This window comes from Pseudacidovorax sp. DMC4 (assembly GCF_056314265.1).
The window spans coordinates 162,042-181,474 of the sequence record NZ_JBQUYR010000015.1 but is presented as its reverse complement, the minus strand read 5'-3'; the positions used below and the strand labels follow the sequence as shown (position 1 = coordinate 181,474).

General features: G+C 68.1%; 29 protein-coding genes. 26 read left to right on the top strand and 3 right to left on the bottom strand.

The window, feature by feature from the left end; translation table 11 throughout:
- The 15 genes from ACT54X_RS24465 to ACT54X_RS24395 form a co-directional block, all read left to right on the top strand.
- On the top strand, positions 1-77 hold a 77-nt coding region (locus ACT54X_RS24465), incomplete at its 5' end, for an EF-Tu C-terminal domain-related protein (RefSeq protein WP_201785588.1).
- A 14-nt stretch (positions 78-91) separates the two neighbouring features.
- Positions 92-409, top strand: coding sequence for a 30S ribosomal protein S10 (gene rpsJ, locus ACT54X_RS24460; protein ID WP_017759508.1), 318 nt, complete (start codon positions 92-94; stop codon positions 407-409).
- 346 nt (positions 410-755) lie between these two features.
- Entirely contained in the window at positions 756-2,159 is a 1,404-nt protein-coding gene (locus tag ACT54X_RS24455) for a hypothetical protein (RefSeq protein ID WP_476349120.1), read from the top strand.
- A 137-nt stretch (positions 2,160-2,296) separates the two neighbouring features.
- Positions 2,297-2,674 carry a hypothetical protein gene (locus ACT54X_RS24450; protein ID WP_476349118.1) on the top strand — a complete coding sequence of 126 codons (378 nt, stop codon included), beginning with the start codon at positions 2,297-2,299 and terminating at the stop codon, positions 2,672-2,674.
- A gap of 199 nt (positions 2,675-2,873) precedes the next feature.
- On the top strand, positions 2,874-3,551 hold the full coding sequence (gene rplC, locus ACT54X_RS24445; RefSeq protein WP_043118345.1) for a 50S ribosomal protein L3: 678 nt from the start codon (positions 2,874-2,876) through the stop codon (positions 3,549-3,551).
- Positions 3,551-4,171: a 50S ribosomal protein L4 gene (gene rplD, locus ACT54X_RS24440; protein WP_017759512.1), complete on the top strand. Its 621-nt coding sequence runs from the start codon at positions 3,551-3,553 to the stop codon at positions 4,169-4,171. The genes rplC and rplD overlap by 1 nt, the downstream gene beginning before the upstream one ends.
- Before the next feature lie 5 nt (positions 4,172-4,176).
- Positions 4,177-4,503, top strand: coding sequence for a 50S ribosomal protein L23 (gene rplW, locus ACT54X_RS24435; protein ID WP_193758146.1), 327 nt, complete (start codon positions 4,177-4,179; stop codon positions 4,501-4,503).
- 2 nt (positions 4,504-4,505) lie between these two features.
- Positions 4,506-5,330, top strand: a complete 825-nt coding sequence (rplB, locus tag ACT54X_RS24430) for a 50S ribosomal protein L2 (protein ID WP_017758380.1) — start codon at positions 4,506-4,508, stop codon at positions 5,328-5,330.
- 9 nt (positions 5,331-5,339) lie between these two features.
- A complete protein-coding gene (gene rpsS / locus ACT54X_RS24425) occupies positions 5,340-5,615 on the top strand; it encodes a 30S ribosomal protein S19 (protein ID WP_017758381.1) in 276 nt (91 codons plus the stop codon).
- Positions 5,616-5,627: 12 nt separating this feature from the next.
- A complete protein-coding gene (gene rplV / locus ACT54X_RS24420) occupies positions 5,628-5,960 on the top strand; it encodes a 50S ribosomal protein L22 (protein WP_017758382.1) in 333 nt (110 codons plus the stop codon).
- Between the two features lie 14 nt (positions 5,961-5,974).
- Positions 5,975-6,871, top strand: coding sequence for a 30S ribosomal protein S3 (gene rpsC, locus ACT54X_RS24415; RefSeq protein WP_017758383.1), 897 nt, complete (start codon positions 5,975-5,977; stop codon positions 6,869-6,871).
- A gap of 30 nt (positions 6,872-6,901) precedes the next feature.
- Complete coding sequence (gene rplP, locus ACT54X_RS24410) at positions 6,902-7,318, top strand: 50S ribosomal protein L16 (RefSeq protein WP_017758384.1); 417 nt, start codon at positions 6,902-6,904, stop codon at positions 7,316-7,318.
- A 40-nt stretch (positions 7,319-7,358) separates the two neighbouring features.
- Positions 7,359-7,574 carry a 50S ribosomal protein L29 gene (gene rpmC, locus ACT54X_RS24405; protein WP_234197589.1) on the top strand — a complete coding sequence of 72 codons (216 nt, stop codon included), beginning with the start codon at positions 7,359-7,361 and terminating at the stop codon, positions 7,572-7,574.
- An 11-nt stretch (positions 7,575-7,585) separates the two neighbouring features.
- Positions 7,586-7,855 carry a 30S ribosomal protein S17 gene (gene rpsQ, locus ACT54X_RS24400; RefSeq protein WP_017758386.1) on the top strand — a complete coding sequence of 90 codons (270 nt, stop codon included), beginning with the start codon at positions 7,586-7,588 and terminating at the stop codon, positions 7,853-7,855.
- 82 nt (positions 7,856-7,937) lie between these two features.
- Positions 7,938-8,444 carry a peroxiredoxin gene (locus ACT54X_RS24395; RefSeq protein WP_294377080.1) on the top strand — a complete coding sequence of 169 codons (507 nt, stop codon included), beginning with the start codon at positions 7,938-7,940 and terminating at the stop codon, positions 8,442-8,444.
- Between the two features lie 161 nt (positions 8,445-8,605).
- Here the strand turns inward: ACT54X_RS24395 and ACT54X_RS24390 are convergent, their stop codons facing one another.
- Together ACT54X_RS24390 and ACT54X_RS24385 are read right to left on the bottom strand one after the other, a co-directional pair.
- Positions 8,606-9,079, bottom strand: coding sequence for a GNAT family N-acetyltransferase (locus ACT54X_RS24390; protein WP_476349127.1), 474 nt, complete (start codon positions 9,077-9,079; stop codon positions 8,606-8,608).
- Positions 9,080-9,136: 57 nt separating this feature from the next.
- Positions 9,137-9,829 carry a cytochrome b/b6 domain-containing protein gene (locus ACT54X_RS24385; RefSeq protein WP_294377085.1) on the bottom strand — a complete coding sequence of 231 codons (693 nt, stop codon included), beginning with the start codon at positions 9,827-9,829 and terminating at the stop codon, positions 9,137-9,139.
- A 187-nt stretch (positions 9,830-10,016) separates the two neighbouring features.
- Between ACT54X_RS24385 and ACT54X_RS24380 the strand changes: the two genes are divergently transcribed.
- Positions 10,017-10,460 carry a c-type cytochrome gene (locus ACT54X_RS24380; protein ID WP_294377088.1) on the top strand — a complete coding sequence of 148 codons (444 nt, stop codon included), beginning with the start codon at positions 10,017-10,019 and terminating at the stop codon, positions 10,458-10,460.
- A gap of 121 nt (positions 10,461-10,581) precedes the next feature.
- Here the strand turns inward: ACT54X_RS24380 and ACT54X_RS24375 are convergent, their stop codons facing one another.
- A complete protein-coding gene (locus ACT54X_RS24375) occupies positions 10,582-11,079 on the bottom strand; it encodes a TlpA family protein disulfide reductase (protein WP_234197577.1) in 498 nt (165 codons plus the stop codon).
- Between the two features lie 121 nt (positions 11,080-11,200).
- Between ACT54X_RS24375 and ACT54X_RS24370 the strand changes: the two genes are divergently transcribed.
- The 10 genes from ACT54X_RS24370 (at position 11,201) to ACT54X_RS24325 (ending at position 19,366) form a co-directional block, all read left to right on the top strand.
- Complete coding sequence (locus ACT54X_RS24370; protein ID WP_476349112.1) at positions 11,201-11,719, top strand: hypothetical protein; 519 nt, start codon at positions 11,201-11,203, stop codon at positions 11,717-11,719.
- 97 nt (positions 11,720-11,816) lie between these two features.
- Positions 11,817-12,278 (top strand): PTS sugar transporter subunit IIA, encoded by a 462-nt coding sequence (locus ACT54X_RS24365; protein ID WP_114802199.1) that lies wholly within the window; start codon positions 11,817-11,819, stop codon positions 12,276-12,278.
- Positions 12,247-12,516: an HPr family phosphocarrier protein gene (locus tag ACT54X_RS24360; RefSeq protein ID WP_043116522.1), complete on the top strand. Its 270-nt coding sequence runs from the start codon at positions 12,247-12,249 to the stop codon at positions 12,514-12,516. Before ACT54X_RS24365 ends, ACT54X_RS24360 begins: the two co-directional genes overlap by 32 nt.
- A complete protein-coding gene (gene ptsP / locus ACT54X_RS24355; protein WP_476349110.1) occupies positions 12,513-14,294 on the top strand; it encodes a phosphoenolpyruvate--protein phosphotransferase in 1,782 nt (593 codons plus the stop codon). The genes ACT54X_RS24360 and ptsP overlap by 4 nt, the downstream gene beginning before the upstream one ends.
- 100 nt (positions 14,295-14,394) lie before the next feature.
- A complete protein-coding gene (locus ACT54X_RS24350) occupies positions 14,395-14,757 on the top strand; it encodes a DUF4148 domain-containing protein (protein WP_476349108.1) in 363 nt (120 codons plus the stop codon).
- Positions 14,758-14,800: 43 nt separating this feature from the next.
- A complete protein-coding gene (locus ACT54X_RS24345) occupies positions 14,801-15,271 on the top strand; it encodes a Spy/CpxP family protein refolding chaperone (RefSeq protein ID WP_114801969.1) in 471 nt (156 codons plus the stop codon).
- The gene (locus ACT54X_RS24340) at positions 15,264-15,833 is read left to right on the top strand and encodes a DUF4260 domain-containing protein (RefSeq protein WP_476349106.1); all 570 of its coding nucleotides are present in this window, start codon (positions 15,264-15,266) and stop codon (positions 15,831-15,833) included. The genes ACT54X_RS24345 and ACT54X_RS24340 overlap by 8 nt, the downstream gene beginning before the upstream one ends.
- Positions 15,834-15,894: 61 nt before the next feature.
- On the top strand, positions 15,895-16,701 hold the full coding sequence (locus tag ACT54X_RS24335; protein ID WP_294377118.1) for a response regulator transcription factor: 807 nt from the start codon (positions 15,895-15,897) through the stop codon (positions 16,699-16,701).
- Positions 16,698-18,101, top strand: coding sequence for a sensor histidine kinase (locus ACT54X_RS24330; RefSeq protein WP_294377121.1), 1,404 nt, complete (start codon positions 16,698-16,700; stop codon positions 18,099-18,101). Before ACT54X_RS24335 ends, ACT54X_RS24330 begins: the two co-directional genes overlap by 4 nt.
- Positions 18,102-18,316: 215 nt before the next feature.
- A complete protein-coding gene (locus ACT54X_RS24325; RefSeq protein WP_294377125.1) occupies positions 18,317-19,366 on the top strand; it encodes an NADP-dependent oxidoreductase in 1,050 nt (349 codons plus the stop codon).
- Positions 19,367-19,433: the final 67 nt, after the last annotated feature.

Sequence of the window (19,433 nt, the reverse complement as noted above, 5' to 3'; positions counted from 1 at the left end):
AAGAAGGTCTGCGCTTCGCCATCCGCGAAGGCGGCCGTACCGTCGGCGCCGGCGTCGTGGCCAAGATCATCGAGTAAGGATTGGACCCATCATGGCTACCAACAAGCAGAAGATCCGCATCCGCCTCAAGGCCTTCGACTACAAGCTGATCGACCAGTCGGCTGCCGAGATCGTCGATACCGCCAAGCGCACCGGCGCCATCGTCAAGGGCCCGGTGCCCCTGCCGACCCGGTTCAAGCGCTTCGACATCCTGCGTTCGCCGCACGTCAACAAGTCGAGCCGTGACCAGTTCGAGATCCGCACGCACCAGCGCCTGATGGACATCGTCGATCCCACGGACAAGACGGTGGACGCGCTGATGAAGCTCGACCTGCCGGCCGGCGTGGACGTCGAGATCAAGCTGCAGTAAGTTTTTCGGCAGCTTCGTGAAAAGAGCCCGCGTGCCTTCAGGCCGCGGGCTTTTGTGTTCTTTGGCTTGACGCCCTCGGCCTCTAAGCTTCTCGCCCTTTGCTGTCAGGGAGAGAAGTCAAATGACTCGTCGATGGTGGTCGGGCCCAGCGTTGCTGGCCTGTGCGGTATTGCTGGCCTCGTGCGGAGGTGGAAGCGGCGGCGGAGGGGGGGGCGCTGTGCTGCCCGTCACGAGTGGAGGCGAAGGGTCGTCAGGCACCGCGGCCCCGGCGACGGCAACCCTTTCCGGGCGCATTACCTTTGACTCGGTGCCCAGTCTCAATGGCGCGTTGAACTATGCAGCCACCGTGGCCAAGCCTGTTCGGGGTGCGCCACTCGACGTCGTGGATGCCACAGGCACTGTCAAGGCGTCGACCGTGACCGATGCCGACGGGCGCTACTCGGTCGTGATTCCGGCCGCGACGTCGCTCGCGGTGCGTGTCATGGCCCGGCTGCAGCACAGTGGGGCCGATGGCGGTTGGGATGTCGCGGTTCGGGATAACACCCAATCTGGCGGCCTTTATGGCATGCAAAGTGGATACTTCGCCGCCACCGGTAGCAACCAGGCAAAAGACCTTCACGCCCCCTCGGGTTGGTCCGGCTCGTCGTATGGGAGCGAGCGGGTGGCGGCGCCCTTCGCGCTGCTCGATGCAATCTACACGGCGCAAGCCAAGATCCTCGGCGTTGCGCCGGGTGCATCGTTTCCTATCTTGAATGTCTATTGGAGCCCCAGCAACAGGCCTGCATCGGGCTCCGTGACCCTCGGGCAGATCGGCACCTCGCATTTCAGCGACTACACCGCCAGTGGCGGGACGCGCGCCATCTTCGTCCTGGGCAGCGAGAACGTGGACACGGACGAGTACGACAGTGCTGTGGTCGTCCATGAGTGGGGGCATTACTACCAATCGGCCTTCTCCAGGGACGACTCTCCTGGCGGTACGCACAGCTTCGGTGACCTGCTTGATCGGCGGCTCGCCTTTTCAGAGGGGTGGGGCAATGCCTGGTCTGGCATCGCGCTGGACCGGAGCACCTATTCCGATTCGGCGGGGCAGCGGCAAGCGCAGGGTTTTGCCTTTGCACTGGATGCCGGGGCGGCCAGCTCGCCCGGCTGGTTCAATGAAATGTCCGTGCAGTCCATTCTGTGGAAGTTGAATGCCGCGGTCGGTCTGGCGCCGATTCACCAGGCCATGACGCAGGGATTGAAAAGCACGGCGGCGGTGACGTCGGTCCATGCGTTCGCGACCGCGTTCTATGCGGTGGCTACGCCCGGTCAGACCGCGTCGCTGAACGGCCTGCTTGCTGCGCAGGGTGTGGTCCCGCCCATGGATGCCTTTGGTCCCAACGAAACCAATGATGGTGGGTTGGGTGCCTTTGCTTTGCCCCTGTACACCGCCGTCAGTTTGGCAACGCCTCAGCAGGCATGCGTCACCAACCGGGCCGACCCCGGGGCGGATGGCAACAAACTCGGAAGCTATGCCTTCCTGGTTCTTCCGGTGGCGCAGGCGCGCAGTTACACGATCAGCATCCAGGGGCCGGCGGCTTCGGACCCCGACTTCGTCGTCTACCAGCGCGGAAAAGTGGGAGAGGCCGTCAACGCGAATTCCGGTACGGAGTCGGGGGCGGTCGGTCTGGCCGCCGGGCAGGCTGTGCTGGCCATCAATGATTACAACAACGCCTCCTCAAACACCTGTTTCACGGTGACGATCAACTGAAAGGGAAGAGCATGCGCAACACATTCAAGGCCTGCTGCTGTGCGGCCACGCTTTTCGCTCTTGCGTGGGGTGTCCAAGCTGGCGGGACCTCCGCGCCCACGGCGCTTGGCCCTCGATTGGTCACGGCCCCTGTCAAGATGAACGGCTCTGGCGTGATCCTGCAGCACAGCGTGGCTGCGGCGTCTCGAGCCGGCGAGACGGTGTCGCTTCTCCTCGTGTTTTCCGGCGTCGGCAGCCAGGGGGCGATCGTGAAACTGCAGCCCGAGGCCGGGGTGACGGTGGATTCGCCGTCTCCCGAGTGGTCGCTGCCCGCCGGGCGTTCTTCGTGGACCGTTCACGTGACGCCTCAGGCGACTGGGACGGCCTATCTCAACGTATTCATCACCCAGGGTGGCGCCACCACGGCGGCCTCGATTCCCATCCAGGTTGGTGCCCCGTCGAAGAGTCTGCCGCCGTCGGGTCGGCTCAAGGAAACCCCGGGCGGCGAGAAGATGATCTTGATGCCGGTGAAGTAGCGTCCTGCCGTCGGTGGATGGGCCGTATTGCGCGACCTCCTGCTTCGTGCTACAGTGCGCAGTTCGCTCCGTTCCGGTTCCTCAGGCGCCGAACGGCACGAAAATTCATCAACCCTTCTCTCGTATCCGCCTGCATTCCGCGGGCGTTCAACGTTGTCGCCAATTGCAGTGGCAGCGGCGGGAGTTTTGGAGAAAAACCATGAGTCAAAGCAACTCCCTCGGGTTGCTGGGCCGCAAGGTGGGCATGATGCGCCTCTTCACGGACGACGGCGATGCAGTGCCCGTCACCGTGGTGGACGTGTCCAACAACCGCGTGACCCAGGTCAAGACCCAAGAGAACGACGGCTACGTCGCTCTGCAGGTGACGTTCGGTGCCCGTCGTGCCTCGCGCGTGACGAAGCCCCAGGCTGGCCATCTGGCCAAGGCTGGCGTCGAAGCCGGCGAAATCATCCGCGAATTCCGCGTGACCGCCGAAGCTGCTGCGCAGCACCAGGCCGGTGGCGTGATCGCCGCCAACGCCGTGTTCGCCGCAGGCCAGAAGGTCGATGTGCAGGGCACCTCGATCGGCAAGGGCTTCGCCGGCACCATCAAGCGCCACAACTTCGCGTCGCAGCGTGCGTCGCACGGTAACAGCCGTTCCCACAACGTCCCGGGCTCCATCTCGATGGCCCAGGATCCGGGTCGCGTGTTCCCGGGCAAGAAGATGACCGGCCACATGGGCGACGAGACCGTCACCACCCAGAACCTGGACATCGTGCGCATCGACGAAGCCCGGCAGCTGCTGCTGATCAAGGGTGCCATCCCCGGTGCCAAGGGCGGCTTCGTGACCGTGCGTCCCGCCGTCAAGGCCAAGCCCCAGGCAGAAGGAGCGAAGTAATGGAACTCGAACTCCTGAATGAGCAGGGCCAGGCCGCGTCGAAGTACGACGCGCCCGAGACCGTGTTCGGCCGTGCCTACAACGAAGACCTGATCCATCAGATCGTCGTCGCCTACCAGGCCAACGCGCGTCAGGGCACCCGTGCCCAGAAGGACCGCGAGCAGGTCAAGCACTCCACCAAGAAGCCGTTCAAGCAAAAGGGCACGGGCCGCGCCCGCGCCGGTATGACCTCTTCGCCGCTGTGGCGTGGAGGCGGCCGGATCTTCCCGAACCTGCCTGACGAAAACTTCTCGCAGAAGATCAACAAGAAGATGTACCGCGCCGGCATGGCGTCCATCTTCTCGCAGCTGGCCCGCGAAGGCCGCCTGGCCGTGGTCGAGTCGCTCAAGGTCGACTCGCCCAAGACCAAGCAGCTGGCTGCCAAGTTCAAGGCGATGAACCTCGAGTCCGTGCTCGTGATCGCCGAAGAAGTCGATGAGAACCTGTACCTCGCCTCGCGCAACCTGGCCAACGTGCTGGTGGTCGAGCCGCGCTACGCCGATCCCGTGTCGCTCGTGCACTACAAGAAGGTGCTGGTGACCAAGGCGGCCGTCGACAAGCTCAAGGAGATGTTCGCATGAGCCGCATGAATCCCACCCCCGCGGAGCGCGAGTTCGACGAAGGCCGCCTGATGGCCGTGCTGGTCGCACCGATCGTCTCCGAGAAGGCCACGATGGTCGGCGAGAAGTCGAATGCCATCACCTTCAAGGTTCTCCAGGACGCCACCAAGCCCGAGATCAAGGCCGCTGTCGAGCTGATGTTCAAGGTCGAGGTCAAGGGCGTGTCTGTCGCCAACATCAAGGGCAAGACCAAGCGCTTCGGCCGCTCGGTGGGCCGCCGCGACAACGTTCGCAAGGCCTACGTGACGCTCAAGCCCGGTCAGGAGCTCAACCTGGTTTCGGAGGCTGCGTAATCATGGCCGTCATCAAGCTCAAGCCGACTTCCCCGGGCCAACGCGGCGCGGTCAAGATCTCGCGCGACCACCTGCACAAGGGTGAAGGCTACGCGCCCCTGCTGGAGCCCCAGTTCCAGAAGGCCGGCCGCAACAACAACGGCCACATCACCACCCGTCACAAGGGCGGTGGCCATCGTCACCACTACCGTGTGGTCGACTTCAAGCGCAACAAGGACGGCATCCCGGCCAAGGTCGAACGCATCGAGTACGACCCGAACCGTTCCGCCCACATCGCGCTGGTGTGCTACGCCGATGGCGAGCGCCGCTACATCATCGCCCCGCGCGGTGTGGAAGCCGGTGCAACCCTGGTGAGCGGCTCGGAAGCCCCGATCCGCGCCGGCAACACCCTGCCGATCCGCAACATCCCCGTCGGTTCGACGATCCACTGCATCGAGCTGCAGCCGGGCAAGGGTGCGCAGATCGCGCGCTCCGCCGGTGCTTCGGCCACGCTGCTGGCCCGCGAAGGCATCTACGCCCAGGTGCGTATGCGTTCGGGCGAAGTGCGCCGGATCCACATCGAGTGCCGCGCCACCATCGGTGAAGTGGCCAACGAAGAACACAGCCTGCGCCAGTACGGCAAGGCTGGTGCGACCCGCCATCGTGGTATTCGCCCGACCGTCCGCGGTGTGGTGATGAACCCGGTCGACCACCCGCATGGTGGTGGTGAAGGCAAGACCGGCGAAGGCCGCCATCCGGTCGACCCGTGGGGCAACCTCACCAAGGGTTACCGTACCCGCAACAACAAGCGCACGCAGGTCTTCATCGTGTCGCGTCGCAAGAAGTAAGGGGCAGCCATGACTCGCTCTCTCAAAAAAGGTCCCTTCGTCGACCACCACCTGATCGCCAAGGTCGAGAAGGCCATCGCGACCAAGGACAAGAAGCCGATCAAGACCTGGTCGCGCCGCTCGATGGTGCTGCCCGAGTTCATCGGTCTGACCATTGCCGTGCACAACGGCAAGCAGCATGTGCCTGTCTACGTGACCGACCAGATGGTCGGCCACAAGCTGGGCGAGTTCGCACTGACCCGTACGTTCAAGGGTCACCCGGCGGACAAGAAAGCCAAGAAGTAAGGAGCAGAGAACATGTCTGAAACACGTGCAGTTCTCCGCGGCGTGCGCCTGTCTGTGGACAAGGGCCGCCTCGTCGCCGACCTGATCCGCGGCAAGAAGGTCGATCAAGCGCTGAACATTCTGGAATTCACCCAGAAGAAGGCCGCCGTGATCGTCAAGAAGGTGCTCGAGTCGGCCATCGCCAACGCCGAGCACAACGACGGAGCCGACATCGACGAGCTCCGCGTCAAGACGATCTACGTCGAGCAGGGCGCCACGCTCAAGCGCTTCACCGCGCGCGCCAAGGGCCGCGGCAACCGCATCAGCAAGCCCACGTGCCATGTGTACGTGACCGTCGGCAACTAAGGTCTGGAAGAAACATGGGACAGAAAATCCACCCGACCGGCTTCCGCCTTGCGGTCAGCCGCAACTGGGCCAGCCGCTGGTACGCCAACAACCGCGACTTCGCGGGCATGCTGGCCGAGGACATCAAGGTTCGCGAGTACCTGAAGAAGAAGCTCAAGAACGCGTCCGTTTCGCGCGTGCTGATCGAGCGCCCCGCCAAGAACGCCCGCATCACCATCTTCTCGGCACGTCCGGGCGTGGTGATCGGCAAGAAGGGCGAGGACATCGAGAACCTGAAGCGCGATCTGGGCAAGCAGCTGGGCGTGCCGGTGGCTGTGAACATCGAGGAAGTGCGCAAGCCCGAAGTCGATGCTCAGCTGATCGCCGACAGCATCACGCAGCAGCTCGAGAAGCGCATCATGTTCCGTCGCGCCATGAAGCGCGCGATGCAGAACGCCATGCGTCTGGGCGCCCAGGGCATCAAGATCATGTCCGCCGGTCGCCTGAACGGCATCGAAATCGCTCGTACCGAGTGGTACCGCGAAGGCCGTGTGCCGCTGCACACCCTGCGCGCCGACATCGACTACGGCACCTCCGAAGCCAAGACCACCTACGGTGTGATCGGCGTGAAGGTCTGGGTCTACAAGGGCGATACCCTGGGCCGCAACGACGCGCCTTCGCTGGACAGCACGCCGCGCCCCGAGGGCGAAGAGCGCCGCGGTCCGCGTGGTCCGCGCCGTGATGGCCGTCCGGGCGGCAACGACCGCCGCGGTGGCCCGCGTGCCGGTGCCCGTGGTCCGATCGGTGGCAACACCGCCCCGGCCGACGGCAGCGACAAGCCCGCCGAAGCCGTGGACCCCAACAAGCCCGCCGTTAAGCGCGTCCGCAAAGCCGCGCCCGCTGCAGCAGCGGACGGCGCCAAGGCCGAATAAACCCGGCCCTGAGAAAGACGGAGAAATCTAATGCTGCAACCTGCACGCAGAAAGTTCCGCAAGGAACAAAAGGGCCGCAACACCGGCGTCGCCACCCGGGGCAACTCGGTGGCTTTCGGTGACTTCGGCCTGAAGTCTGTCGATCGCGGCCGCCTGACGGCGCGCCAGATCGAAGCCGCTCGCCGTGCCATCTCGCGCCATGTGAAGCGCGGTGGCCGTATCTGGATCCGCGTGTTCCCCGACAAGCCGATCTCGACCAAGCCCGCCGAAGTCCGGATGGGTAACGGCAAGGGCAACCCCGAGTACTACGTGGCCGAGATCCAGCCGGGCAAGGTCATCTACGAGATCGTCGGCGTGCCCGAAGAACTCGCTCGTGAAGCGTTCCGCCTGGCTGCAGCCAAGCTGCCGCTGCGCACGACCTTCGTTGCTCGCCAGCTTGGCGCCTGATAGGAGAACTCTCATGGCAACCAAGAAGAATGCAGCCAAGGTGTCCAAGGCCGCAACCCTGCGCGAGAAGGACGTCGCCGGCCTCCAGGCCGAAGTCAAGGATCTGCAGAAGGCCCATTTCGGCCTGCGCATGCAGAAGGCCACGCAACAGCTCGCCAACGTGGCCAGCCTGCGCGTGACCCGCCGCGACATCGCCCGTGCCAAGACCATCCTGGCGCAGAAGCAGGCTGCCTCCAGCCTCAACTCCGCCAAGTAAGGACTGTGAACATGACGGAAGCCAAGCAATCCCTCAAGCGCACCCTGGTCGGCAAGGTCGTCAGCGACAAGCGCGAAAAGACGGTGACGGTGCTCGTCGAGCGCCGCGTCAAGCACCCGATCTACAACAAGATCATGATCAAGTCGAGCAAGTACCACGCGCACGACGAAGACGGCCAGTTCCACCTGGGCGACGTGATCGAGATCACCGAGTCGCGTCCGATCTCCAAGTCCAAGAACTGGATCGCCACGCGTCTGGTCGAGAAGGCCGCCGCGGTCTGATCCCCACCACCCTCGCGGTGCAAGCAAAACGGCCCACAATGTGGGCCGTTTTTGTTTTCCATCAAACCCCAGAGGAGCTTCCATGATCAAGGTTGGCGACACGATTCCCGCGGTCACGTTGTACGAATATTCGGAAGTGGAGGGCGAAGGCTGCAGCATCGGCCCGAACCCGGTCGATGTGGCCAAGGCCAGCGCGGGTAAGACCATTGCCCTCTTCGCATTGCCGGGCGCCTTCACGCCCACCTGCTCGGCCAAGCACGTGCCCGGCTATGTCGAGGGTGCAGCCGCCTTCAAGGAAGCGGGTGTGGACGAGATCTGGTGCCTGAGCGTCAACGATGCCTTCGTGATGGGCGCCTGGGCGCGCGACCAGAAGACCAACGGCAAGGTGCGCATGCTGGCCGATGGCAGTGCCGACTTCGCCAAGGCCACCGGCCTGACGCTGGACCTCACCGCACGCGGCATGGGCGTTCGCAGCAACCGCTATTCGATGCTGGTCAAGGACGGCAAGGTGGCGGCGCTCAACGTCGAGGGTCCCGGCAAGTTCGAGGTGAGCGACGCGGGGACACTGCTGGCCCAGGCCAAGGGCTGATCGCCTCGCCGCCTCGCGCGCCATCAGCGGGCCGGACGATTCGTCCGGCCCTCTTTTTTGGAAAGCGGGCATCGCTGCCTCCCGGCCTGGAGGCGTCTGAACCAGCCGGGGACGGTGCGGGCACAGGCGAGCGCCGCTGTGCCGCGCCGTCGGCCCTGGGTTCAGAGATCGGCCTTGAGGTAATGCGCCCCTGCGATGGGGTTGTGGTAGTAGGGCGGGATGTCCTGGAAGCCGAGGTCCATGTAGAGCGCCCGCGCCGATTCCATGTCGTCCAGCGTGTCCAGCAGCACGCAGGAATAGCCCGCCTGGCGTGCCGCGTCCAGCGTGGCCTCCGCCAATTGCCGGCCCAACCCCAGGCCGCGGTACGTGGGGCGCACGTACAGCCGCTTCATCTCCGCGGCGTTGGGATAGTCCGCCGTGTCCAGCGGACGCAAGGCGCAGCATCCCGCCAACTCGGCGTCCTCGCCGGCGGCCTCAGGGGGCCCGCCGACCCAGGCCAGCAGCAACGTGCCGCGTGGCGCGGCATAGTCGCCCGGCAGCGCGGCCAGTTCCTCGTCGAACCCTTGGAAGCACAGGTCGATCGTCAGCGACGCGGCGTATTCCCGAAGCAATGCCTTGGCCGCGGCAAGCTGCATGTCGTCGCGAGGCTCGCTCAGATGGATGGAGCGCATGTCGGCTTCGTCCATGCTGCATCAGCCCTGCAGCGTGGACACCCAGGCGGCCACCGCTGCGCAAAGGGAGAACAACACCAGTCCCAGGGTGCGCCGTGGCAGGTCGTCGCGGCTTTGCGGCACGGCCGTCGCGACCTGCACGGTCCGATCGCCCGTCACCATCGCGGGCACCAGGCGTTCACGCTTGACGACGGCATGGAACGCCACGGCCAGCACATGCAGCACGACCAAGGCGATGACCAGCCACTGCCCGGCGTCCTTGTGCCAATCGGTGGCCCAGCTGGACCAGGCTCCAGGCACGAACGCCGCGAGCGGCCCGGTGAAGCTGATGGCGTCATCGGCCATGAGGCCGGTGGACACCTGCAGAAGCAGCACCGACAGCATGCCCAGCACAGACAGTGCACCGAGCGGGTTATGGCCCAGCTGCGAATGGGGGTCTGCGCGGCCTCGCAGGTAGGCCATCACCGCGCCCGGTCCCCGCAGGAAGCTGCCGAAGCGGGACCAGTAGCCACCGGCGAAGCCCCACACGAGCCGGAAGAGCAGCAACGCCAGCGTGGTGTAGCCCAGCCGGAAGTGCCACTCCATCGCACCGGTCTTGGCCGTGACCACCAGCCCGATCACGCAGCCGGCCAGGGCCCAGTGAAACAGTCGCGTGGGCAGGTCCCAGACACGCACGCGCGCGGTCGGGACGGAGGATTCAGCGTTGGATGTCATGGGACGAGGGAAGCGGCGGCAAGGGCCGCACGAGCCAAAAAATGCCCCGCAGATTAACAAAAGCAGTACGAATGCCCGATAAGTCGCTGCCGCGCCCGACCATGCACCGGCATGTGGAGGCCGGCCCTAAACTCCCGCGGCCGTCCCCGTCGGTGTGGCGGGTCCACTTTCTACAAGGAATCCCTCGATGTTCCGTTCCCTCGTTTCTGCCGCCGCCGTGGCGATCCTTGCCACGAATGCCGTGGCCCAGCCGACCTTCGCGACGCCGCAGGACGCCATCAAGTACCGCCAGGCCACGCTGAAGGAAATGCAGCAGAACTTCAAACGCGTCGCCGACATGGCCAGCGGCCGGGCCGACTTCGATGCCAAGGTGGCCGAGTCCAGCGCGGCCCGCGCCGCCGAGCTGATCAAGCAGCCCTGGGCAGGCTTCGGTCCCGGCACCGAAGGCGGCAAGGCCAGCCCCGCCATCTGGAAGGAGCAGGACAAGTTCAAGGCCGCCGCCGGCAAGGCCGAAGGCGAAGTGGCCAAACTGGCCGCCGCCGCCAAGACGGGCAACCTGGACGCGATCAAGGCCGCCATCGGCCCGGCAGGCGCCTCGTGCAAGGCCTGCCACGATTCCTTCCGCGAGTGATGAGCGCGGCGGCCCGGCCTGGGCCCGCCCCGTTGTCTGCCGTCGTCGTGTGAGGCGACTTCGTGCAGGCAGCAAAAAGGCGTCCCGCGGGACGCCTTTGTCTTTGAGCGCGGGCCCTGGTTCAGGCCTGCGCCAGCAGCTTCTCGATCAGCTGGTGCAATTCAGCGAAGTCGGGCTCGCCCACATAGCGTTTCACGATCTCGCCGCGCTTGTTGACCAGATAGGTGGTGGGCGTGAGCTTGACGTCGCCCCAGGCCTGCGCGATGGCGCCGGTGTTGTCGATGGCCACCTTGAAGGGCAGGTTGCGCGTCTGCGCGAAGTTCACCACGTAGCTCGGCGGGTCGTAGTCCATGGCGACGGCGACGGTGTCGTAGCCCTGGCCCTTGTACTTCTCGTAGGTGGCGATCACGCGCGGCATCTCGGCCACGCAGGTGGTGCAGCTCGTGGCCCAGAAGTTGACCAGCGTCACCTTGCCCTTGAAATCGGCCGTCGACTTGGTGGAGCCGTCCAGCAGCACGAACTTGGAGCTGGGCGCCGGGCTGGTGCCGGCCTGGAGGTAGACCGTGGTGCCCACCGCCGCCACGGCCGCCAGCGCGAGCGCATACAGTGCTTTTTTCATGGTCAGGCTGCTCCCGGCATCGACAAGGCCCCGGAGCGGGTCACGGACCGCGCGCGGGAATGGACAGGGAGAGCGGTTTTCATGGAGGCATCCTTCGATGAGGCGTCGGAATTCTAGTTCCGTGTACATGGCTGTGCTGGCACTGCTGGCCGCCTGCAATCCGGTGTTCAACTGGCGCGACGTGCCGCTGGGCGATGGCCTGCTGATGCTGCTGCCCTGCAAGCCCGACCGTGCCCAGCGCGAGGTCGACCTGTCGGGCCAGGCGGCGAGTCTGGACATGGCCGGTTGCACCGCGGGCGACGCCACCTTCGCCGTGGCGCGCATGGAAGGCGGCAACTCGCCCGCCGAGGCCCGGCGCCGCCTGGAGGCCTGGCGCATGGCTGCCCGCGCGCCGTGGCGCGCACGCGGCCAGGTGCAGGAGTCGCCGACCCGTGTGCCACGCGCCGCCGAGACCCCGCCGGCCATCGACCTCGTCGCCGAGGGGGAGACCGGCGCTGCCGGCCCGCAGCAGGCCCGCATGCGCTGGTTCGCCCAGGTGGATGCCGCCGGCCGCTACACGCTCTATCAGGCCACCGTGCTCGGCCATCCTCCGGACGCGCAGGCGCTGGAGACCTTCTGGGAAGGCCTGCGCCTGCGCTGACGCCCCGTCCTTTCCATGTCAGGGCCGCCGTGCAACCGCCATGCCAGTGCACCGGGCCCTCGGCCCATAATCGATGCCCTCGCCGCCTGCCGTCTGCATGAACAGCATCCTCATCGTCGCCCACGCGCCTCTGGCTCATGCCTTGCGCCAGTGCGCCCTGCATGTCTTTCCCGATTGCGAAGGCGCACTGGCCGCGCTCGACGTCCAGCCCAATGTCTCGCCCGAGGAGTCGCTGGGTGCGGCACGCATCCTGCTGGAGCAGCAGTTCCACCGGGGTGGTTCGCGCTCGAATGTGCTGGTGCTGGCCGACGTGTTCGGTGCCACGCCGTGCAACGTGGCGCAGCAGCTGGTGGACGGTGTGCGCTCGCGGCTGGTGGCGGGGGTGAACCTGCCCATGCTGCTGCGGGCCGTGACCTATCGCCACGAGCCGCTCGACGCTCAGGTGCAACGGGCCATCGCCGGCGGCACGGCTGGCGTCATGCAGGTGGCCGTGGCCGCCCCCCTCAATCAGGTGAGACGTAAATACAGTGATCAAGACATCCGTGACCATCAGCAATAAGCTGGGCCTTCATGCGCGCGCTTCCGCCAAGCTCACCAAGCTGGCGGGCAGCTTTCCGTGCGAGGTGTGGATCGCGCGCGGCGAGCGGCGCGTCAATGCCAAGAGCATCATGGGCGTGATGATGCTGGCCGCGGGGCTGGGGGCCACGGTGGAGCTGGAGACCGATGGGCCGCAGGAGCAGGAGGCGATGAACGCCATCGTCGCCCTGATGAACGACAAGTTCGGCGAGGGCGAGTGACCATCTCCATCCACGGTCTCAACGTCGCCCGGGGCATTGCCATCGGGCGGGCGGTGCTGGTGGTGTCGAGCCGGCTGGATGTGGCGCACTACTTCATCCAGCCGCAGGAAATCGAGACGGAACTTGACCGCGTGCGCGCCGCGCGCGACGCGGTGGCCGAAGAGCTGGAGCGCCTGCGCGCCAGCGTCTCGCAGATGAAGCGCGACGAGGCGCCGCACGAACTGGCGGGCCTGCTCGAAGTGCACCTCATGCTGCTGCAGGACGAAGCCCTGTCCGACGGCGTGCGCCACTGGATCGTCGACCGGCTCTACAACGCCGAATGGGCGCTGACCAGCCAGCTCGAGGTGGTGGCGCGCCAGTTCGACGAGATGGAGGACGAGTACCTGCGCGAGCGCAAGGCCGACCTGGAGCAGGTGGTCGAGCGCATCCTGCGCCAGATGAAGGGCACGGCGGCCGTGTTGGCCCCGCCGCCCCCGCCGCCGCGCAAGACGCCGATCGCCGGCGACGACGAGGCCGACGGCTTCGACGCCCCCCTGGTGCTCATCGCGCACGACCTGTCGCCGGCCGACATGGTGCAGTTCAAGAAGAGCGTGTTCGCCGGCTTCGTCACCGACGTCGGGGGGCGCACCTCGCACACGGCCATCGTGGCGCGCAGCATGGACATCCCGGCCGTGGTGGGCGCACGCGTGGCCAGCCAGCTGGTGCGGCAGGACGACTGGGTCATCATCGACGGCGACGCTGGCGTGGTGATCGTCGACCCGTCGCCCATCATCCTGGCCGAGTACGGCTTCAAGCAGCGCCAGGGCGAGCTGGAGCGCGAGCGCCTGTGGCGCCTGCGTCACCGTCCGGCCGTCACGCTCGACGGCGAGCGTGTCGAACTGCTGGCCAACATCGAGATGCCCGAGGACGCCGCCGCCGCCGTCAAGGCCGGCGCGCAGGGCGTGGGCCTCTTCCGCAGCGAGTTCCTCTTCATGGGCCGCGAGGCGCGCCACCTCAGCCGCCTGCCCGACGAGGACGAGCAGTACGAGGCCTACCGCCGCGCGGTCGAGGGCATGCAGGGCATGCCGGTCACCATCCGCACCGTCGACATCGGCGCCGACAAGCCGCTGGACGGCAAGGCCGCCCGGCAGGAATACCTCAACCCGGCGCTGGGCCTGCGTGCCATCCGCTGGAGCCTGTCGGAGCCGGCGATGTTCCTGGCCCAGCTGCGCGCCATCCTGCGTGCCGCGGCCCACGGGCCGGTGAACCTGCTGATCCCGATGCTGGCCCACGCCAGCGAGATCCGGCAGACGCTGGTCTTCATCGACAAGGCCCGTGCCGAGCTCAAGGCCCGCGGCGACCAGGCCGGCCCGGTGCGCCTGGGCGCCATGATCGAAGTGCCGGCCGCGGCGCTGTCGCTGTCGATCTTCCTGAAGCACTTCGACTTCCTGTCCATCGGCACCAACGACCTGATCCAGTACACGCTCGCCATTGACCGGGCTGACGAAAGCGTGGCGCATCTGTACGACGCGAGCCACCCGGCGGTGCTGCGGCTGGTGGCGCAGACCATCGCCGAGGCGCGCCGCCTGGGCAAGGGCGTGAGCGTGTGCGGCGAGATGGCGGGCGACGTGCAGTTCACGCGGCTACTGCTGGGTCTGGGCCTGCGCAGCTTCTCGATGCATCCTTCGCAGATCCTGACCGTCAAGCAGGAGGTGCTGCGCGCCGACGCCGGCAAGCTCGCCGACTGGGCGCGGCAGGTGGTCGACAGCGACGACCCGGCCGAACTGCTGGGCCGCTGAAGAAAAGAAACGAAACACGGCGCGACGGCCGTGAAAAGACCGGGCGCGGACCGCCCGGCACCATGAAGGCTCTTTCAACAACTTCCTCGAAAGACCTCTCATGACCAACGTCCGCGCTGCCTTCCTCGCCGTCTCTGCCCTGGCCCTGCTGGGCACGGCGGCCCATGCCGAAACCTACGAGGGCGTGACCGCGCCCGTCTCCGCGATGAGCCGCGACGCCGTGCGCGCCGAAGCGCGCGCCGCCGCCGCCGCGCCCGACCAGAACGTGACCCGCGGCTCGCGCGGCCCCGAGACCGTGGCCGTGTCCCAACCGCGCGCCCGCGTGGTGGCCGACGCCATCCGCACCGCGGCGGCGCCGGACCAGAACGTGAGCTCGGGCTCGCGCGTGAACAGCACCGTGATCTCCACGCTGCCCAACCCGGTCGACGTGCGCGCCCAGTCGGCCGCCGGCTCGCGCCTCTGAGCGCCCTGCCGCACCTGTCCGAGCCACTCCAGGAGCCCTCATCATGAAGTTCCGTCCTCGCATCGCCCGTGGCCTGCTGGCCCTCTTCGGCGGCACGCTGCTGCTGGGTTCGCTCACCGCCTGCGCCGGCCGACACGGCTGGCACGAGGCCGGGGCCGACAGCGGCGCCATGCGCGCCCACATGGTCGAGCGCATCGGCCGCAAGCTGGACCTGGATGCCGACCAGCGCCAGCGTCTCGACACCCTCGCGGCCAAGCTGCAGAGCCAGCGCCAGGCCATGCGCGGCGACACCACCGATGCGCGTGCGCCGTGGCGGGCCCTGTTTGCCGGCCCCACCTTCGACCAGGCCGCCGCGACGCGCCTGGTCGAGGAGAAGACCGCCGCCGTGCGCAGCGGCAGCCCGGAGGTGATCGCCGCACTGGCCGACTTCTACGACCATCTGCGCCCCGCGCAGCAGCAGCAGGTGCGCGACTTCATCGAGCAGCGCGGTGGCCGCTGGTCGCGCCATGGCTGAGGCCCTGCTGGGCCGGCAGGCGGACTGGGCGGCGGCGGACGCGGGCCATGGCCCGGCCTCGGGCGAACACCCGGGCCCGGATCCGCGCGCCGAAGCCCGCGCCATGGGGGAGGCCGAATCGATGGCGGGTCGCCGCAACCCCTCGCATCGGGCGGTCCCCACGGTGGATGCCGGCGCCGTCCAAGGCGGTGTGCGCCTGCTGCTGCGCGCCGAGGGTGCCGCGCTGCTGGTCTTCGCCGTACTGGCCTATGCCCAACTGGCGCCCGATCAGTGGGGCCGATTCGCCGCGCTCCTACTGCTGCCCGACCTGGCGATGCTGGGCTACTTGGCCGGCCCGGCCATCGGTGCGCGCGCCTACAACGCCGCCCACAGCATGGTCGGCCCGGTGCTGCTGGCGGCGGCCGGCTTCGCCCTGCCCACGCAGGCGGCCATGCTCTGGCCGCTGGCGGCGATCTGGCTGGCGCACGTCGGCCTCGACCGCCTGCTCGGCTACGGCCTCAAGTACGGGCGCGGCTTCGGCCACACGCACTTGGGTCGCCTCGGCCCACGCGACCCATGGTGATGGCCGCCAGCGCAACGCACGCGACGGCGGTGCGCGCGACGCCCCTGGGCACAATCCCGCCATGTCCACCGACGCGCCCCGCATCCTGCTGATCGACGACGACGTGCATCTCGGGCCGCCGCTCGCGAGCTACTTCGCCCGCTTCGGCTGCACGCTCGACTGCGCGCTGCGGCCCAGCGAGGGGCTGGCCAGGCTGCGTGCCCACCCCTACGACGCCGCCATCCTCGATGTCATGCTGCCGGAGATGGACGGCTTCGCCCTGTGCCGGCAGATCCGTGCCGACAGCGACATCCCCATCGTCATGCTCACCGCCCGCGGCGACGTGATGGACCGTGTGGTTGGCCTGGAGCTGGGCGCCGACGACTACCTGCCCAAGCCTTTCGAGCCGCGCGAGCTGGTGGCGCGCGTGCAGACCATCCTGCGCCGGCAGCGCGTGCGCCCCGCCGCGGCGCCGGCGTCTGCGCAGCGCCATGACTTCGACGGCCTGGCCATCGACCTCGATCGCCGCGAGGTCCTGCGCCATGGCGAGCGGCTTGAGCTGACCGGCACCGAATTCGAGCTGCTGGCCCTGCTCGCCTCCGAGCCCGGCAAGGTGTTCAGCCGCGACGACATCCTCAACCGGCTGCGCGGCCACGAGGCCGACCTGTTCACCCGTGCGGTGGACATCGTCGTCAGCCGCCTGCGCCGCAAGCTGGAGCCGCTGGACTGCATCAAGACGCTGCGTAACGCCGGCTACACCCTGGCCGTCGGCCGCGTGGTCGAGGAGGCGGGTTCGACCCCGGCCCGTCCCCCCGTCCGCCCTGAGCCTGACGAAGGGCAGAACGGCGCGCAAGCCACCGCCGACCGGCCGCCCGGCGCTGGCTCATGACCTCCCACCGTCGCGCCCCGGCCGATCCCGCCTGCGACGGCCTCGTGCCGCGGCGCTTCCAGCGCCGCCGCCGCTGGCGCCAGCGCTGGAGCCATTCCCTGCGTCTGCGGCTGGTCACGCTCTTCGTGGTGCTGGCGTTGGCGATGACCATCGTCTTCCTGGGCGGCTTCCGCGCGGCCTTCGGCAGCACCGGCTGGCGCGCCGTGGCCCAGCCGCTGCTGAGCGACTACATGGGCCGCGTGGTCGACGAGATCGGCAGCCCGCCCAGCGTCGAGAAGGCGCGCGAGCTGGCCGCGCGGCTGCCCATCTCGCTGCGCATCAGCGGGCCGGTGGTCAACTGGGCGTCCGACCCCGACGACGAGCGCCATCGCCGACGCGACTGGCTCACCCCGCGCGTGCCCACCGCGCCCGGCGAAGACCCCTGGTACGTGCGCCGCACCGCCGACGGCCACCGCATCACCTTCGGCTGGAGCCCGCGGCTGATGCAGCAGGCCAACGACGGCTTCGACGGGGCGATGGTGGCGCTGGTCGTCGGCCTCATCCTGCTGGCCTACGGCGTGGTCCACAAGCTGCTGCGACCGCTGGAGGACATCCGCGCCGGTGCCGAGCGCTTCGGTCGGGGCGACTTCTCGCGGCCCATTCCGCTGCGCCGCCGCGACGAACTGGGCGAACTGGCGCAGCACATCAACACCGTGGCCGAGGACATCAAGCGCATGCTCGACGCCAAGCGTGCGCTGCTGCTGGCGGTGAGCCACGAGTTGCGCTCGCCGCTGACACGGGCCCGGCTCAATGCCGAACTGCTGCCCGAGACGCCCGACGGTGCGGCCGAACGCGCCGCACTGCTGCGCGACCTCAACGAGATGCGCGACCTCATCAGCGACCTGCTCGAAGGCGAGCGCCTGTCCAGCCCGCATGCGGCCCTGCAGCGTGAGCCGGTCGACCTGCCGGCCCTGGCCCGCGAGGTCATGCAGGAGCTGGTCGCGCGCGGCCTGCCCTTGGCCGAGGCCGTGCAGGTGGACGCCGCCTCCGACCTGCCGGCGCTGTCGCTGGACCGGGCGCGCGTGCGGCTGCTGCTGCGCAACCTGCTGGCCAATGCGCTGCACCACGGCGCCGGACCGCAGCCGCCCCGCCTGTCGCTGCACCGCGCACCCACGGCGCCGGATGAGCCCGACGGCGTCTGCATCGAGGTGCGCGATTTCGGCCCCGGTGTGCCCGAGGACCAGCTCGAACGCCTGGCCGAGCCCTTCTACCGCCCCGACAGCGCGAGGGCGCGCGGTGCCGGCGGCGGGGGCGTGGGGCTGGGCATGTACCTGTGCCGGCTGGTGGCGCAGGCCCACGGCGGCCGGCTCGACCTGCGGCTGGCGAAGCCGGGACTGGCGGTGACGGCGCTGCTGCGCTGATCCGCTGACGCCAGGGCGAGCGCACCCGCCGTTGCGCCGCCCGCGGCCCCGTCGCCGGCCGTGCGTGTTCTGCCGTTTGCCGCGTCGCGCATCGGCGAGTGGTGCGCAGGCCTGCCGGTGCTGTCGCCTGCGCAACCAGCCGCCGCCCGGCCCCTGGCTAGCATGCCCGCGACCGTCCGCTCGGCCCCGAAGACATCGCACCAGGAGACACCCGAATGACCGCCACCCCCGCTGCCACCGCCAACCGCCAGTTCCGCCTGGCCCGCCGCCCGCAGGGCGCCGCCACGCGCGAGGACTTCGACTTCGTCGCCGACGCTCCCATCCCCGCGGTGGAAGAAGGCGGCGTGCTGGTGCGCACCGAACTGCTGTCGCTCGACCCTGCCATGCGCGGCTGGATGAACGAGGGCCGCAGCTACATCCCGCCGGTGGGCATCGGCGAGGTGATGCGTGCCGGCGGCATCGGCCGCGTCGTGGCCTCGCGCAACCCCGGCTTCGCCGAGGGCGACGCGGTATCGGGGCTGCTCGGCATCCAGGACTTCGCCGCCTTCGGCCATGCGCAGATCCAGCGCGGCGACGTCCGCCGCATCGACCCTGCCGCCGGCACGCCCGGCCAGTGGCTCAACGTGCTGGGCATGCCGGGCATGACGGCCTACTTCGGCCTGCTGGACGTGGGCCTGGCCAAGGCGGGCGACACGGTCGTCGTCTCGGGCGCCGCAGGTGCCGTGGGCCAGACGGTCGGCCAGCTGGCGAAGATCAAGGGGTGCCGCACCGTCGGCATCGCCGGCGGCCCGGCCAAGTGCGATTGGGTGGTGAAGGAGCTGGGCTTCGACGCCTGCATCGACTACAAGGCCAGCCCGCAAGCCGTGCGTGAAGGCCTCAAGCAGCATGCGCCGCGCGGCGTGGACGTGTACTTCGACAACGTGGGCGGCGACATCCTCGACACCGTGCTCGCCAAGCTGGCACCCAAGGCCCGCATCGTCATCTGCGGCGCCATCAGCCAGTACAACAACGCCAACAGCGCGCCCACCGCCGGTCCGCGCAACTACCTCAGCCTGCTGGTCAACCGCGCCCGCATGGAAGGCATGGTGGTCTTCGACTACGCCGACCGCTACCCCGAGGCCATCGCCGAGCTTGCGGGCTACCTCAAGGACGGTCGCATGAAGAGCCGCGAGGACGTGGTCGACGGGCTGGAGAACTTCCCGGAGGCGCTGGCCAAGCTCTTCTCGGGCGGCAACTTCGGCAAGCTGGTGCTCAAGGTGGCCTGACACCGGCGGGCCGTGCGTCCGCGTTACGCTGCAGGCCCCATCCGTCCTTGCCCCAGGAGCATCTTTT

Excerpts from the sequence above, each read along its gene's own strand:
- rpsJ (WP_017759508.1), top strand. The coding sequence starts at position 92 with ATGGCTACCAACAAGCAGAAGATCCGCATCCGCCTCAAGGCCTTCGAC.
- ACT54X_RS24450 (WP_476349118.1), top strand. The coding sequence starts at position 2,297 with ATGAACGGCTCTGGCGTGATCCTGCAGCACAGCGTGGCTGCGGCGTCT.
- rplC (WP_043118345.1), top strand. The coding sequence starts at position 2,874 with ATGAGTCAAAGCAACTCCCTCGGGTTGCTGGGCCGCAAGGTGGGCATG.
- rplD (WP_017759512.1), top strand. The coding sequence starts at position 3,551 with ATGGAACTCGAACTCCTGAATGAGCAGGGCCAGGCCGCGTCGAAGTAC.
- rplW (WP_193758146.1), top strand. The coding sequence starts at position 4,177 with ATGAATCCCACCCCCGCGGAGCGCGAGTTCGACGAAGGCCGCCTGATG.
- rplB (WP_017758380.1), top strand. The coding sequence starts at position 4,506 with ATGGCCGTCATCAAGCTCAAGCCGACTTCCCCGGGCCAACGCGGCGCG.
- rpsS (WP_017758381.1), top strand. The coding sequence starts at position 5,340 with ATGACTCGCTCTCTCAAAAAAGGTCCCTTCGTCGACCACCACCTGATC.
- rplV (WP_017758382.1), top strand. The coding sequence starts at position 5,628 with ATGTCTGAAACACGTGCAGTTCTCCGCGGCGTGCGCCTGTCTGTGGAC.
- rpsC (WP_017758383.1), top strand. The coding sequence starts at position 5,975 with ATGGGACAGAAAATCCACCCGACCGGCTTCCGCCTTGCGGTCAGCCGC.
- rplP (WP_017758384.1), top strand. The coding sequence starts at position 6,902 with ATGCTGCAACCTGCACGCAGAAAGTTCCGCAAGGAACAAAAGGGCCGC.
- rpsQ (WP_017758386.1), top strand. The coding sequence starts at position 7,586 with ATGACGGAAGCCAAGCAATCCCTCAAGCGCACCCTGGTCGGCAAGGTC.
- ACT54X_RS24395 (WP_294377080.1), top strand. The coding sequence starts at position 7,938 with ATGATCAAGGTTGGCGACACGATTCCCGCGGTCACGTTGTACGAATAT.
- ACT54X_RS24390 (WP_476349127.1), bottom strand. The coding sequence starts at position 9,079 with ATGCAGCTTGCCGCGGCCAAGGCATTGCTTCGGGAATACGCCGCGTCG.
- ACT54X_RS24385 (WP_294377085.1), bottom strand. The coding sequence starts at position 9,829 with ATGACATCCAACGCTGAATCCTCCGTCCCGACCGCGCGCGTGCGTGTC.
- ACT54X_RS24380 (WP_294377088.1), top strand. The coding sequence starts at position 10,017 with ATGTTCCGTTCCCTCGTTTCTGCCGCCGCCGTGGCGATCCTTGCCACG.
- ACT54X_RS24375 (WP_234197577.1), bottom strand. The coding sequence starts at position 11,079 with ATGAAAAAAGCACTGTATGCGCTCGCGCTGGCGGCCGTGGCGGCGGTG.
- ACT54X_RS24365 (WP_114802199.1), top strand. The coding sequence starts at position 11,817 with ATGAACAGCATCCTCATCGTCGCCCACGCGCCTCTGGCTCATGCCTTG.
- ACT54X_RS24350 (WP_476349108.1), top strand. The coding sequence starts at position 14,395 with ATGACCAACGTCCGCGCTGCCTTCCTCGCCGTCTCTGCCCTGGCCCTG.
- ACT54X_RS24345 (WP_114801969.1), top strand. The coding sequence starts at position 14,801 with ATGAAGTTCCGTCCTCGCATCGCCCGTGGCCTGCTGGCCCTCTTCGGC.
- ACT54X_RS24340 (WP_476349106.1), top strand. The coding sequence starts at position 15,264 with ATGGCTGAGGCCCTGCTGGGCCGGCAGGCGGACTGGGCGGCGGCGGAC.
- ACT54X_RS24335 (WP_294377118.1), top strand. The coding sequence starts at position 15,895 with ATGTCCACCGACGCGCCCCGCATCCTGCTGATCGACGACGACGTGCAT.
- ACT54X_RS24330 (WP_294377121.1), top strand. The coding sequence starts at position 16,698 with ATGACCTCCCACCGTCGCGCCCCGGCCGATCCCGCCTGCGACGGCCTC.
- ACT54X_RS24325 (WP_294377125.1), top strand. The coding sequence starts at position 18,317 with ATGACCGCCACCCCCGCTGCCACCGCCAACCGCCAGTTCCGCCTGGCC.